The organism is Bacillus sp. C-3-6 (assembly GCF_054509685.1).
This window is the reverse complement of record NZ_CM137247.1, coordinates 3054711-3069140: the sequence shown is the minus strand read 5'-3', so window position 1 is coordinate 3069140 and position 14430 is coordinate 3054711. Positions and strand designations below refer to the sequence as shown.

The 14430-nt window shown below is 35.1% G+C and carries 15 protein-coding genes and 1 pseudogene; 11 read left to right on the top strand and 5 right to left on the bottom strand.

Going from position 1 to position 14430, the window contains the following annotated elements; translation table 11 throughout:
* Position 1: 1 nt before the first annotated feature.
* The 3 genes from ACW0JX_RS15765 to ACW0JX_RS15755 all read left to right on the top strand — a co-directional run bounded on the left by ACW0JX_RS15765 (position 2) and on the right by ACW0JX_RS15755 (position 2897).
* Complete coding sequence (locus ACW0JX_RS15765) at positions 2-1174, top strand: 3-phosphoglycerate dehydrogenase family protein (RefSeq protein WP_000490222.1); 1173 nt, start codon at positions 2-4, stop codon at positions 1172-1174.
* A gap of 13 nt (positions 1175-1187) precedes the next feature.
* Positions 1188-2435 (top strand): DUF1015 domain-containing protein, encoded by a 1248-nt coding sequence (locus ACW0JX_RS15760; RefSeq protein WP_053563992.1) that lies wholly within the window; start codon positions 1188-1190, stop codon positions 2433-2435.
* An 84-nt stretch (positions 2436-2519) separates the two neighbouring features.
* Positions 2520-2897 (top strand): MaoC family dehydratase, encoded by a 378-nt coding sequence (locus ACW0JX_RS15755; protein WP_000776360.1) that lies wholly within the window; start codon positions 2520-2522, stop codon positions 2895-2897.
* A gap of 186 nt (positions 2898-3083) precedes the next feature.
* Here ACW0JX_RS15755 and ACW0JX_RS15750 read toward each other — a convergent pair whose 3' ends face one another.
* Together ACW0JX_RS15750 and ACW0JX_RS15745 are read right to left on the bottom strand one after the other, a co-directional pair.
* Complete coding sequence (locus ACW0JX_RS15750; RefSeq protein ID WP_366988853.1) at positions 3084-3494, bottom strand: DUF3224 domain-containing protein; 411 nt, start codon at positions 3492-3494, stop codon at positions 3084-3086.
* Between the two features lie 79 nt (positions 3495-3573).
* Positions 3574-3678: pseudogene (locus ACW0JX_RS15745) on the bottom strand (LD-carboxypeptidase); the annotation flags it as partial.
* A gap of 308 nt (positions 3679-3986) precedes the next feature.
* Between ACW0JX_RS15745 and ACW0JX_RS15740 the strand changes: the two are divergent.
* The 6 genes from ACW0JX_RS15740 (at position 3987) to ACW0JX_RS15715 (ending at position 9194) form a co-directional block, all read left to right on the top strand.
* Entirely contained in the window at positions 3987-4628 is a 642-nt protein-coding gene (locus ACW0JX_RS15740; RefSeq protein ID WP_098126791.1) for an ATP F0F1 synthase subunit alpha, read from the top strand.
* A 216-nt stretch (positions 4629-4844) separates the two neighbouring features.
* On the top strand, positions 4845-5114 hold the full coding sequence (locus ACW0JX_RS15735) for a 2TM domain-containing protein (protein ID WP_000434263.1): 270 nt from the start codon (positions 4845-4847) through the stop codon (positions 5112-5114).
* 351 nt (positions 5115-5465) lie between these two features.
* A complete protein-coding gene (locus tag ACW0JX_RS15730; RefSeq protein WP_000747488.1) occupies positions 5466-6305 on the top strand; it encodes a YitT family protein in 840 nt (279 codons plus the stop codon).
* 152 nt (positions 6306-6457) lie between these two features.
* On the top strand, positions 6458-7135 hold the full coding sequence (locus ACW0JX_RS15725; protein WP_000781973.1) for a response regulator transcription factor: 678 nt from the start codon (positions 6458-6460) through the stop codon (positions 7133-7135).
* A 1-nt stretch (position 7136) separates the two neighbouring features.
* Positions 7137-8513 carry a sensor histidine kinase gene (locus ACW0JX_RS15720; RefSeq protein WP_000839489.1) on the top strand — a complete coding sequence of 459 codons (1377 nt, stop codon included), beginning with the start codon at positions 7137-7139 and terminating at the stop codon, positions 8511-8513.
* Between the two features lie 210 nt (positions 8514-8723).
* Positions 8724-9194 carry a DinB family protein gene (locus tag ACW0JX_RS15715; RefSeq protein ID WP_095690518.1) on the top strand — a complete coding sequence of 157 codons (471 nt, stop codon included), beginning with the start codon at positions 8724-8726 and terminating at the stop codon, positions 9192-9194.
* 150 nt (positions 9195-9344) lie between these two features.
* On the opposite strand, the gene ACW0JX_RS15710 is transcribed toward ACW0JX_RS15715, so the two are convergent.
* Positions 9345-10604, bottom strand: coding sequence for an MFS transporter (locus ACW0JX_RS15710; RefSeq protein ID WP_095690519.1), 1260 nt, complete (start codon positions 10602-10604; stop codon positions 9345-9347).
* A gap of 69 nt (positions 10605-10673) precedes the next feature.
* Positions 10674-11297, bottom strand: a complete 624-nt coding sequence (locus tag ACW0JX_RS15705) for an ArsR/SmtB family transcription factor (protein WP_024927960.1) — start codon at positions 11295-11297, stop codon at positions 10674-10676.
* A 185-nt stretch (positions 11298-11482) separates the two neighbouring features.
* Between ACW0JX_RS15705 and ACW0JX_RS15700 the strand changes: the two genes are divergently transcribed.
* Both ACW0JX_RS15700 and ACW0JX_RS15695 read left to right on the top strand, forming a co-directional pair.
* Positions 11483-12547, top strand: a complete 1065-nt coding sequence (locus tag ACW0JX_RS15700) for an ABC transporter permease (RefSeq protein ID WP_089171419.1) — start codon at positions 11483-11485, stop codon at positions 12545-12547.
* On the top strand, positions 12547-13218 hold the full coding sequence (locus ACW0JX_RS15695) for an ABC transporter ATP-binding protein (protein ID WP_459244903.1): 672 nt from the start codon (positions 12547-12549) through the stop codon (positions 13216-13218). The genes ACW0JX_RS15700 and ACW0JX_RS15695 overlap by 1 nt, the downstream gene beginning before the upstream one ends.
* 64 nt (positions 13219-13282) lie before the next feature.
* Here ACW0JX_RS15695 and ACW0JX_RS15690 read toward each other — a convergent pair whose 3' ends face one another.
* Positions 13283-14395 (bottom strand): LPXTG cell wall anchor domain-containing protein, encoded by a 1113-nt coding sequence (locus ACW0JX_RS15690; RefSeq protein WP_459244902.1) that lies wholly within the window; start codon positions 14393-14395, stop codon positions 13283-13285.
* Positions 14396-14430: the final 35 nt, after the last annotated feature.

The window sequence follows — 14430 nt, the reverse complement described above, 5'->3', positions numbered from 1 at the left end:
TATGTTTCGTGTTCAAACGTTAAATCAAATTGCAGAAAAAGGTTTACAAGTTTTTACTGAAGAACGTTATGAAGTAGGGGATAAAATCAATCACCCAGATGGGATTTTGCTTCGTAGCTACTCTTTACATCAAGAAGAGTTTTCAAAAGACTTAAAGGCGATTGCAAGAGCTGGCGCTGGTGTAAATAATATTCCTGTCGAGCGATGTACAGAAAAAGGAATTGTAGTATTTAACACGCCGGGGGCAAATGCAAACGCCGTAAAGGAACTCATTATTGCCAGTCTTATTATGTCTTCACGTAACATTATTAATGGTGTAAGTTGGACGAAAAACTTAGAAGGTGAAGAAGTACCACAGCTTGTTGAATCAGGAAAAAAACAATTTGTTGGATCAGAAATTGCAGGGAAACGTCTAGGTGTTATCGGACTTGGCGCAATCGGTGCTTTAGTTGCGAACGATGCGTTAGCGTTAGGGATGGATGTTATCGGATATGATCCTTATATTTCAGTTGAAACAGCTTGGCGTCTTTCTACACATGTGCAAAGAGCGTTTAGCCTTGATGAAATTTTTGCAACGTGTGATTATATTACACTGCATATTCCTCTTACGAATCAAACGAAGGGGATTATTGGGGAACATGCTGTAGAGAAGATGAAAAGAGGGATGCGTCTATTTAATTTCTCTAGAGGAGAACTTGTAGATGAAAAGGTTCTTCAAAAAGCATTAGAAGAAGATATTATTACACATTACGTAACGGACTTCCCGAATGAAAATGTAATAAAGATGAAAAATGTAACAGCGACGCCTCACCTTGGTGCATCTACGTCTGAATCAGAAGAAAATTGTGCAGTAATGGCAGCACGTCAATTACGTGAATATTTAGAGACAGGAAATATTCGTAATTCAGTAAACTATCCAAACGTCGAGCTTCCGTATATCGGAAAGAAACGTATTACAATTATGCATCAAAACGTTCCAAACATGGTAGGACAAATTACAGGATGTTTAGCAGAACATCATATAAATATTGCTGATATGATTAATCGTAGTAAACATTCTTGGGCATACACAATGATTGATATCGATAACGGAATTGATGATATAATAAAAGAGAATATTGTAGAAAATATAAGCAAAATTACAGGTGTTGTAGCCGTTCGAATGATTGTGTAAAGGAGAGAGGAATGTGGCAAAAATACGACCGTTTCGGGCCATTCGTCCAGTAGAGGAAAAAGCAGCACAAGTGGCAGCTTTACCGTATGACGTATTAAATAGTGAAGAGGCAAGGGAAGTTGTAAAAGGGAATCCATATTCTTTCTTGCATGTTGATAAAGCAGAAATTGATTTAGATCCTGAACTGTCACCGTATGATGATCGGGTGTATGAAAAAGCGGGCGACAATTTAAAGCAATTTATACGAGAAGAAGTGTTCATACAAGATGAAGAGCCAGCGCTATATATTTATGAACTGACGATGCAAGGAAGAACGCAGTCAGGCCTTGTCGTTTGTACATCTATTGATGAATACGAAGATGATACAATTAAAAAACATGAAAGAACACGTCATGAAAAAGAGCTAGATCGTATTCGCCACGTAGATGTGTGTGACGCAAATACAGGTCCGATCTTTTTAACGTACCGTACAAAAGATGAAGTAAAGCATTTAATTAGGAGCTGGAAAGAAGAACATGCGCCAATTTATACATTTACAGCAGAAGATGGTGTTAAGCATGTTGCGTGGAAGATTGCAGATGAAGATGTAATTACGACTTTAGTAAACGCATTTGAAGATATTCCTAATCTTTATATTGCAGATGGGCATCACCGTTCTGCATCAGCTGCAAAAGTAGGACTTATGCGAAGAGAACAATATCCAAATTACACAGGAGAAGAGGAATTTAATTTCTTCTTATCCGTTCTATTCCCTCATGATGAATTATCGATTTGGGACTATAACCGAGTTGTGAAAGATTTAAATGGCTTATCAGAGGAACAGTTTTTAAATCAAATTACGCAGTACTTTTATGTAGAAGGAGCAACTGTTTCTCCGTATAAACCAAATGAGCCCAAATCATTTGGTATGTATGTAAATGAGAAGTGGTATAAGCTTACTGTGAAAGAGGAAACATTTGATGCAAATGATCTTGTTAGAGGTTTAGATGTATCTATCCTGCAAGATCATTTATTAAGCCAAGTGCTTGAAATACATGATCCGCGATCTGATTCACGCATCGACTTTGTCGGAGGAATCCGTGGATTAAAAGAACTAGAACGTCTTGTAAATAGCGGTGAATATAAAGTGGCGTTTTCACTATATCCGACATCAATGGAAGCTTTATTAGCAATCGCAGATGCCGGTGAAGTCATGCCGCCAAAATCAACGTGGTTTGAACCGAAACTTCGCAGCGGGTTGTTTGTTCATTCTTTAAAATAAATAGACTTCTTTAGTTAGAAAAACCGAAATGATTTTTAGTTTCGGTTTTTCTTATTTTACAAGTGTTTTTGAGGAGGGGTATGGATGAAATTGCAAGTAGGCGAAAAAATCACCTTTGAACGAACTTTTACGAAAGAGGATGTTGCGTTATTTACAGAAGTATCAAAAGATGAAGGCGTTCATCATGTTACACCAGATGAGCAGGGAAGATTTGTTGTACAAGGGCTGTTAACATCAACATTGCCTACAAAAATTGGCGGTGATTATAACGTATTAGCTCGCAAAATGGATTTTGAATTTTTACGTCCTGTTTTTAGTGGGGATACGATTCGTTGTGACGTAACTATTGAACAATTTGAGCCTGATGAAAAAAATCGTACAAAAATTATTGCGACGTTTATATGTAGGAATCAACTTGAAAAGGAAGTTATGAAGGGGAGTTTTTCGGGGATTATTCTTTAATTAGTAAAAAAAGAAATGAATAGGTGGGGGCATGATGTCTCTAGGGCGTAGATTTTTAATTCCCCCATGAAGAAAATTTTATGCATTGCTGAATACTGATAATATACTCTGTTCATTTTTAACTTGAATAAACTCGTCAACAAAAAGGACATTCCTAGTATTACAAGAAATGTCCTTTCCACTAAATTATAAGGTATTTTGCTGAAATTCAAACTCTAAAATTAGTTTACTAGTTTGACTTGTAAACTGATAATTATAGGATCCTCTCAGGTTTTCTAAGTTACCGGTAGCTTTAATAATTGTTCCTGGGGAATCTAAATTTCCTTTATCAAATATTCCTTGCTCTAGAGCTGTAAATGTCCCTTGTTGCCCCTTATAAATCCCTTCAAAGTGTAAAAATCCAGAAATTTTAGCAGTAGCTAAGTGACCATCATTTATATTTGAGTCTAAATAATATAATAAGTATTCAACAAAAGCCTTTCCTTTTAATTCCCCATCAATATCATATTCGACATGAGCAATATTAATAGGGAAATCTTTTTTATTATCATCGATTGGTTTTTCATCCCACTTACTTACTGTAAATGTTACTTCCATACACGTAAATCCCCCTTTATCATTTGAAAAGTACTAATTCACAGTCATATCTTATAGGAGTGTTTTTATTTATTTGAGCCCTGTCATATCGCCATCTTATTTCAGAATCACCTGCACCGCCCCATGAAGGACTTACTGTCGCTACGATATCTCCTGGCTGTAATCTCTTTGGCTTTATTAACATATGAATTCCGCCCCTATATAATTTAATGAACTACGGCTATACAAACCGTAGAGTTGAAGAACATTGTACATGACATTAGTTTCTCCGTCTTCAATAAGTTCACCTGCTGTAATTTGAGAATTTAGTATTAGTGCTGAATATAGGAATAATCTACAAATATTTTTTGCTAAAATTTATATTTGAAAATCACAGTATGCATCATTGCATGAGGAAAACGGTTGTTATTTTTATAACCTGTAACTATAATGATTACAGGTTGGTCGATACCAATCAAAAAAATAAAATCATCATGAATGGAGATGTTACATATGGGTATAAAAAAAATAATTTTAGCAGGTGCTTTAGGGATCGCAGCATTATCAGGAACAAATGTACCAGGATTAGAACTAACAAAAGCGAGTGCAGCTTCTATTGAATCGAATTTCTCAACGTTAGAAGGACGAGTAGTAGAAGTAGATAACGGTGTGATTGTTGTAAAATCTAAGCAATATGAGGAACCTGTTAGTGTGTATATTGATTCACTTTCAAACGTGAAAGTAGGAGATGAAGTAAAAGCTACTGGATCTATGATGCGTAATTTTACAGAATATATGGTTGCAACTGCAGTTGAAAATACAACAAACAAGTTAGGTATGCACATGAAAGAAGATGGCTCACCTAATTATGTAATTGGAGAAGTATCAAAAGTAGGAACGATGGAAGATGAGGGAGACGGTGCTACTAAATATGTTGTAGTTGAGTATCCATCGCTAAATGGGAAGAAAGATATTATTGATGTTTTCTTAACAAAGGGACAAGTATTTAATGTGGGTGAGAAAGTGAAAATTGATATGGAGTATGTGGGCTGGGGGGGTATTTCTATTAATTGGAACACAGTTGATCATATTGAAAAAGTTCATGAAGCAAAGACGAACGCTGAAAATAATGATGATGTATGGATTTGGTCTTAATAAGGCGAGTATAAGTCGTTATTTGCAATTTTCTCCAAACAATACATGTAAAAACTAAATGTATCATGCAGTACCCATCAAATTATTATGTGTATAACAATTTGATGGGTACTTTTTGTTTTGTGTTTTTTTGAGAATAACGGATTTCCAATAAGAATATGATGTTAACACTAGAGCGAAGGTGAAAAAATACAAGATTGAAAGAGGTGTTTAAGGGTGGAACAAGATGAGGTTTATTTACGAGCTAAAAAAAGGGTAGAGAATTTAAAAGCTTTTTACATTCATTTAACGGTTTATATACTAGTGAACTTAATGCTTTTTATTATAAATATAAGTTCTGATTCAAGTAAATTATGGTTTTTATATCCACTTGCAGGCTGGGGGATAGGTATCGTTATACACGGTTTGACAACTTTTCCAGTTGGGATATTTGGGAAAGAGTGGGAAGAACGAAAGATTAAAGAATATATGGAGAAAGATAAGTGAATTTATTTCTGAAACGTATGAATATAAAATCCCATATGAATTTCTATGATCACACGCTTGATGCGAAGTCTATTCTATAGCTTCGCTTATTTGCTTTGTATTTGAAGTTTGTGCGAGTGAGAGTGTTTATATTCATTTTTAGGCTGAATTGCATGTGAAATCAAAACTTTAGTTGTAGTACATAATAAATACAGTTATTTTACTTTCTTAATTACAAGTGGATATAGGATAAAGTTGACTTATCATCCTATATTAAAATAAAAATAAACCACTGTTCGATTTGAATATTCCACGATATAATGGTGAGAGTTTATGACAGAATAAATATTTACATAAGAAGTGAGGTACTGTATGAAAAAAAGAACGACAGACATTATTTTTATTATTATCGGTGCATTTCTTTTTGCGTTAGGTGTCAATTTATTTGTTATCCCGAACGAGTTTGGTGAGGGTGGAGTAACAGGTATCACGATTATTACGTACTATTTATTTGAATGGTCACCGGGCTTAGTTAACTTAATTTTAAATGCGATTTTGTTAATAGCCGGTTATAAATTTTTAAATAAGATCACAACAATTTATACAATCATTGCTGTAGTTACAAACTCACTATTTCTTCATTTGACAGAAGGTTGGACGATCGCTTCGGATGAAATGCTCGTAAATGCCATTTTCGGAGGTATATTTATTGGATGTGGGATTGGTCTAATCATTCGTGTTGGCGGAACAACTGCAGGTACTACGATTTTAGCGAGAATGACCCATAAGTATTTAGGCTGGAGTATTAGCTATGGTCTATTGTTCTTCGATTTAATCGTTGCGTTTTCATCTTATTTCATCATTGGTGCAGAAAAACTGATGATAACAATTATTATGCTATATGTAGCAACGAAAGTGATGGAGTTTGTAATTGAAGGTTTAAATCCGAAGAAAGCCATTACGATTATTTCTGATAATCCGAATGAAATTGCCGGGAAGGTAACTACCTTAATGGGCAGAGGGGTTACTGTGTACTCAGGTCATGGCTATTACACGAAAACTCCGAAGGAAATTCTTTATGTTGTTATTAATAAGCAAGAAGTAGTGAAGCTAAAGCGGATTGTTCAAACTACGGATCCGGCGGCGTTCATCGCTATACACGATGTTCGTGATGTGTTCGGAGAAGGATTTGTTGATATTTCGAAGGCTTAAAAATTGTTTTTGATTAAAATAATCTTAATACTAAAACGTGAGAATCTATTTTGAATAATCTTTTTTCAAAATAGATTCTTTTTCTTTTTCTTGCAAAAAATCTAATTGTTTCTTAATGTAGTGATGTAGAAGGATGAACGAGAGAGGGTTTAATGAAGATGATACATATTTTATTAGCTGATGACGATAAACATATTAGAGAGTTGTTGCATTATCATTTACAAAAAGAGGGATTTCAAGTTTTTGAGGCGGAAGATGGAAAGGTAGCGCAAGACGTATTAGAGAAGGAAAATATTCATCTTGCGATCGTAGACATTATGATGCCATTTGTTGATGGCTATACGTTATGTGAAGAAATACGGAAGTATCATGATATTCCTGTTATTTTATTAACTGCGAAAGACCAGTTAGTGGATAAAGAAAAAGGCTTCATTTCTGGTACAGACGATTATATTGTGAAACCATTTGAACCAGCTGAAGTGATTTTCCGTATGAAAGCTTTATTACGTCGTTATCAAATGCTGAGTGCAGATATTATTACGTTGCACGGAACGACAATTGATCGAAAAGGTGTGGAAGTAAAGTGTAACGGTCAAACAATTTTGCTTCCTTTAAAGGAATTTGAGCTATTATCACAACTTGCTAGTTATCCTGGAAGAACATTTTCAAGAGAAGAGCTAATTGAATTAGTATGGGGAATGGATTTTGAAGGGGACGAACGAACGGTTGACGTTCATGTGAAGCGGCTGAGAGATCGTTTCTCAAAACGAACGGATGATTTTCAAATTACGACAGTGCGCGGCCTTGGGTATAAGTTGGAGTTGAAATAAGATGAAATCACTATATTCTAGATTTGTATTTATGACGGTCGGCATTATGCTACTTAGTAGTATTATCGGCTTTTTATTAACGAACGTATATTATCAAGTGAAGTTAAAACCGTATAACAGTGAAAAGATTTTAAAGTATGCTGAAGAAGTTAAATCGTTATATGAAAAGCAAAGTGAAGAAAATCAAGAGGCGTACTTACATTCTATCGCAAAGTTAGGGTATGAAATTTATATTGTCGATGATCAAAAGAATGGAAAGCGTATCGGCAATGCGTTTCGTAAGACGTCTATTAGCGATGCTACTGTTCATAAAGTATTGCAAGGAGAAACGTTTAATGGTGTTTCTACGTATCCAACGCGTCTTTTTATTACAGGATTTTTCGATAATGAATTAATAAATAGTGTTGGTGTACCGGTAAAGCACGGTGATAAACAGTACGCATTATTTATTCGCCCCGACATTCAGAACCAATTTGGCGAAATGCGAATTTTCTTAGCGGTATTACTTGGGTTTATCGTACTATTAAGCATTATCTTTATAGCGATTGCAGCAGGTTATATCGTTCGCCCAATCCGTAAATTTACGAAGGCTACGCAAAAAATTGCGAGTGGGGAATATGAAATTGAATTAGATGTAAAACGAAAAGATGAAATAGGAACGTTATCTACAAGCTTCCAAAAGATGACGAAAAGTATAAAAGAACTAGATGAAATGAGACAAGAATTCGTTTCGAACGTTTCACATGAATTTCAGTCGCCGCTTTCTTCTATACAAGGTTTTTCAAAGACGTTGCAAACAGAAAAGATGAGTGAGGAAGAAAGAAATCATTACTTACAAATTATTGAAGGCGAAAGTAAGCGAATGTCTAGTTTATGTAAACAGTTACTTACACTCGCTTCATTAGATAAGGAGGAAAAGGTTTTACAAATAAAAGACTTTTCCTTACAAAAACAAATTAAAGACGTCATTTTTATGCTTGAATGGAAATGGCGGGAAAAAGATATCGCCGTTGAATTTGATGTGCCAGATATCACTATAAAAGGTGATGAAAACTTACTTCATCAAGTATGGAGTAACATTTTCACGAATAGCATTAAGTTTTCGAACGATGGTGGAACGATTGAGTTTTTCGTGGAAGAGTTAGAGTCTAACGTTATAATTTCTATATCAGACAACGGAATCGGTATGGAGCAAGAAGAAATGGATCGTATTTTTGATCGTTTTTACAAGGTGGATACAGCAAGGGCAAGAAACGTAGAAGGTAGCGGTTTAGGATTGTCGATTGTGCAGAAGATTGTTGAACTACATAAAGGGACCGTTTTGGTATATAGCACGAAAGGGGAAGGGACGACTGTTCGGGTGGAGCTTCCTAAATAGATGAAAGAGGCTGTTTCGGAACGGCCTCTTTTTTGTTCGTTAGTCTATGTGTAAAGTGAAAAGAGTTGTTTTAAAGATGTGAGTAATCCTAATCCATAATTGGACTTGTTTGTAGAATAAGATTAGGAGGAAGTTTATTTGAAAATGTAGAATCTCTACAGAGTTATAAGGATTTTATTGAAAATTTAGCTATTTAGGGAGGAAATTACTTTGAAACGAATTGACTTGTTATTAAACGTACTAGATTCAACATTCGATAAAGAGAGTTGGTATGCACCGTTTAAACATGCTATAGAAGGACTTACAGCTGAACAGGCTATGTGGAAACCAGCTGGAGAGACAACAAATACCATTTGGGAGAATGTTAATCATCTCACTTATTACAAAGAAAGACTTACTGCAAACTTGGAAGGACGTGAATGGACACATAATCTTGACGGTAATGACACCTTTTATCTTACTAAGCAATCTAATAATGATACGGAATGGAAGGAAGTCGTTGAACGCTCTGAAAATGCTCAGCGTAATTTAAGACAGGTGTTAAGTGCAATTTCTGAAAGAGAGCTTGAACAAAATTCACTTGAAGGTAAATTACTGGACATCATGCTTCATGATGCTTATCATACAGGCCAAATTATTCAATTAAGGAAAATGCAGAGGGCATGGCCATCAAAGCGTTAACGGAACCTTTTAGTTGGTGCTATTGTTGAATAAATTTTAGATATTCAAACGACTTTATTGTTATATTTTTAGTGAAGTATTTTACATCCAAAATGAAATAACTATATTTTTAACCCCGTCCCCAATTTAGAACGGGGTTATGTTTGGTTGCTATAAAGCCGCACCTTTCCCGCGTTCTTCCTTAAACCGAAGCTCAAAAGTATCCGCTGTAATTTCATCAGCTTTTGGAAAAGCCCGTAATTTCGGATGAAGTAGCCATACGAGGGAAATGAATAAAATCCCAATGCTAGCAAGCGCGAAAATGAGTTGGCTACTATATACATTCGCAGTGTATCCGCCAATTAAAGAGCCGAGTGGCATAGCAATTGTGCCCATGCTTCGTGTAACTGAATTGATACGCCCAAGATATTGGTTTGGAATTACAATTTGACCAATAGTCGCAAATAATATGTTGGTCGCACCAATTGGTATCCAAGCTAAGCCGAATAAAAAAATGGATAGCCATTGAAACGGTACAACCGTTGAGAGAAACCAAAAGAAAGCGCCAGTCGCAAAGCTAATAATGGAGACACGGCCAACATTATGTTTACCAACCCATGAACTGAATAGTGCTCCAATTAAACAACCGGCGGATATAGCGGCTAAAAAGAAACCATATAATTTTACACCGCCTAAAGAATCAGCGAAAGAAGGGAGTATTGCCATCGTCATACCGATTGAAAAATTAGCGACAACGGAACCAATTAAGAAGACGCCCATTAAGGAACGAAATACGATTGAAAACCCTTCTTTTAAATCAGTAAAATATTGTTTAGTTGAAAGTGTTGTGTCTGGTTCAGTTTGTTTTGGCATTTTTAATGAAAAGAACAAAAGGGCAGTAATCGCGAATGTAAAGGAGTCGATTACATATAAAGTAATGGCGCCAAATAGTGCTACTAATATTCCAGAAAGAGTCGTACAAATTAAATCAATGCCTTGATATGCAAATGAGAAGAGTGAATTTCCTTTTAATAATTGTGTTTTATGCAGTAGAAGTGGTAAAGCTTTTGATTGTGCGGGATAGGCGAATTGTTCAATAAAGGCTACGATTGGCATGATGATGAGTAGTAGGTGGACTGTTAGTAGGTCGAAGTAGTGTGTAATAGGAATGATTAAAATAAGAATGCATTGCAAAACTTGTGTGATGACGAGGGTGTTTTTTATTGACCATCTATCAACGAATGGACCAGTAAGAAATTGTAATGCAGAAGGTAATAACGTAAGGGAACCAGCCAATCCAGAATAAAAAGGATTACCACTTAATTTGTATACGAGCCACATCGCGGCTACATAATACAAACTATCTCCTATGTTGGTGAAAATTCTTCCTAAAAATAATAAGAGGAAATTCCGGTTTTTTAATATGTCCACTTTATCTACTCCTTTATAATAAATTTATTCGGTAAAATAAATTTGGCCGTTTATGTAAAAAAAATCGTATTACGATTTTTCTTCTTTTTTAATAAATTGCTGCATTGTTCTCTCAGCGATTTGAAGTGCAGTAGTAGAAATATAATAAGGTTTACTATTCGGATCTTTATCTGCACCTTTTGTGATTTCGTTTAATTCAGCCATTAATTCATAAAACTTTTTTACCCACACTTGAAATTGTTCTGGCGTAGCATCAAATTCCCAGCAGGATGAAACGTAATTCCACTTAGCTGGATCTTCACTTGCATTTCGTAATGTAAAAGCTTCTTCTGGTGCAGCGAGAATTTGGCTTTTCGTTCTTTCTATCATTTGTAAAAAGATTTGGCGACCTGATTCGCTTAATATTTCTAAATGAGGTAATAGATCTGCAGCAGGGGTGAAGCCTTTCGCGACAGATTGATAAAACTTTTGAATAATCCCATTCTTTTCTTCTGTATAAACGATCTCTATAAGACCATTCTTTTCTAATTCTTTTAAATGATAATGAATTTTCGCCCTTGAAATGCCGAATTTCTCAGATAGTAATTGTCCAGTATAAGGACGTTCGCATAGACGTATCATCATTTCGGCACGTAGTGGATCGCTTAATGCTTTTAGTTGGCTATAAGTAGTTAGTGTTAATACGGGCTTCAACATGATCAACTCCTTGAATTAAATTACTCGGTCAATATTATTTGACTGAATTGTATCAAGGATTCTATTTATTTTCAATACTTTCAGAAAATTTATTTTTTTACTCTGTAATCTTCTGTTCATATTCCGTTCATATTTCTTTTTTATGATTAGTGCATAGAAAGAAAGAGGAAGGAGCGAGCGAAATGTTTTTAGCTCTGCGTGAATTAAAACAATCAAAATTAAGATACGGATTAATCGGACTCATTATGGTGTTACTATCATTTTTAGTCCTTGTTATTTCAGGATTAGCAAATGGATTATCATATGATAATGCTTCATCGATTCAAAATATGGAGGCAAATAAGTTCGTTTTAGCAGATGATGCGGAAAATAAATTACTTCGTTCACAAATTAAGAAAGACGATGTAGATAACGTAGTAAATCAAGTGGGCGAGAAAGAGGCAGTTCCATTTCGGGTGAAAGTTTCAACGTATGAAAAGAAAGATAGTTCGAAAAAGGTTGATATCGCTATTTTCTCAAGTGAACGCGATACATTTTTAGAACCGAACATTGTAAAAGGTGAGAAGTTAGGTACAGCAAACAACGAAATGGTTGCTGATGAATCAATTAAAGAAAAAGGAATCGATATTGGGGATACAATTATCGATCCTGTTTCAAAGAAAGAATTTAAAATCGTCGGATTTACGAAAGATCAAATGTTTAGCCATACACCAGTCGTTTATGTAAATGAAGACGTATGGGGCGCTATTTCACAACCAAACCAAAAAGATTATAGTGCAATCGCACTTAATACAGATAAAGAAGTAAAAAATGCACACGTAATTGACAAAAAAGAAGTGCTGCAAAGTATTCCAGGATTTAAAGAAGAGCAAGGAACGTTAACGATGATTATTGCGTTCTTACTTGTAATCGCTGCATTACTAATTGGTGTATTCTTCTACGTCATTACACTGCAAAAAACACAGCAACTAGGTGTATTAAAAGCAATTGGTACGAAGAACTCGTATTTAGCAAATAGCTTAGTCGTGCAAGCGTTATTCTTATCAGTCGTTGCGATGGTAATCAGTATCGTTCTTGTACAAGGGTTAGAACAAATTTTACCAGCAGGTATGCCGTTCTTATTAACAACACCGATGATTGCACAATATGCAGCAATCTTTATCGTAATTAGTATTTTAGGAACACTTATTTCGTTATACCAAGTATTAAAAGTTGATGCATTAGAAGCAATTGGAGGCGGGATGTAATGACTTCATTATTGAAATTAGACAAAGTAAGTAAAGTGTACGGAGAAGGGAATACGGAAGTAACAGCCCTTCATCCGATGTCGCTTGATGTGAAAGCTGGAGAGTTTATCGGCATCGTCGGTCCTTCTGGATCAGGGAAAAGTACATTATTATCAATCGCGGGTGCACTATTATCACCGTCAAAAGGGGATATTTACATTCGTGATCAAAATATTACACAGTTATCAGAAAAGGAAATGACAGACATTCGTTTGAAAAAAATCGGCTTCATTTTCCAGTTCGCAAATCTTGTTCCATATTTAAATGTGAAAGAACAATTGCTTTACATTGCAAAGCTAAAAAAAGAAAGTAAACAAGAATCAGAAAAGCGTGCGGATCATTTATTAGCGGCATTTGGATTAGGAGAAAGAAAAAATCATTATCCAAATCAACTATCTGGCGGGGAAAAACAAAGGGTAGCAATTGCTCGTGCGTTCATGAACAACCCAGATTTAATATTAGCGGATGAGCCAACGGCAAGCTTAGACTCAAAACGCGCACGTGAAGTTGTTGAAATGATGAAACGTGAAGTGAAAGAGAGCCAAAAAGCAGCAATTATGATTACACATGATGAAAGAATGCTTGATGTATGTGATCGTATATTGACGCTGAGAGATGGACAGTTAATATAAAGAAAAAGGCCAACCGTACATGCGGTTGGCCTTTGTATAATTGTTTTTAATAAGTATAATGGCTTTATTTTGAGAATAAGGTTTTAATTTTATTGCGTGTTACTAATAAAATCCCGCCTAATACAGATAGCATTCCTAGAGCCATATTGTTTGATTGCTCGCTACCAGCGTTAGGAAGTTCTTTAGCGTTATTGTTTTTAGTACCATTATCTGCTTGCGTTTGTTTAGACTGTGATACTTCATTAATCTTGTTATCAACATTTTGCTTCGTTGTATGTAACTCAGCTAATTTGTCGTCAATTTTTTTCTCAGTATGCTTAAAGTCGTTGATTTTAATATCTAAGTCTTGTTTTTTCTTTGATAAATCATCTGAAACAGTTTGTTTCGATTGTTTAATTTCGTTAATTTTATTGATTAAATCTTGTCTAGCTTCTTGTAAAACAGCTAGTTTGTTTTTTACATCTTGTTTAGCTAATTCTAAGTTAGCGGAAAGACTGTCTAAATTGCCTTTAATTTTCTTAAGTTCCTCTAACGTATTACCAGTATTCGGCTTGTTTTCTTTTAGTTCAGCGAGTTTGTCCTCAGCAGTTTGTTTCGCTTTCTTTAACTCAGCTAATTTTTCATCTACTTGTTTTTTAACTTCCTTAAGTTCATTAACCTTTTGATCAATGTTCTCTTTATGTTGCTTCATTTCATTCACTTTTTCATCGACAGTTTGTTTATGTTCTTTAATCTCATTCACTTTGTTATCGATATTTTGCTTATGTTCTTTTACTTCAGCAACTTTATCTTCTACTTGTTTTTTATGCTCTTTAATTTCAGCGATTTTATCTTCGGCGATTTGTTTGTCTTGCTGAAGTTTTGCATCTAGTTCTTGTTTATGCTGTTTAACTTCGTTAATTTTTTCATCAGCAACTTGTTTGCGTTCATGTAGTTCATTCACCTTTGTATCAACATTTTCCTTAACTTTGTTAAGTTCATTTAATGTTTGATCCACGTTTTCTTTGTGTTGCTGTAATTTCGCATCTAACTCTTGTTTATGTTGCTTAATTTCAGCTAATCGATCTCCCGTACTTTGCTGAGGAGTAGCATCATTTACTTCTGCATGAGCAGAGTTTGCGCCAGCAATCATTGCTAAAGCTAGTGTAGACGCAGCGATTGTTTGTTTTGTTTTCATATTTTTGTACCTCTTTTCTTTCATATGCATGAGCT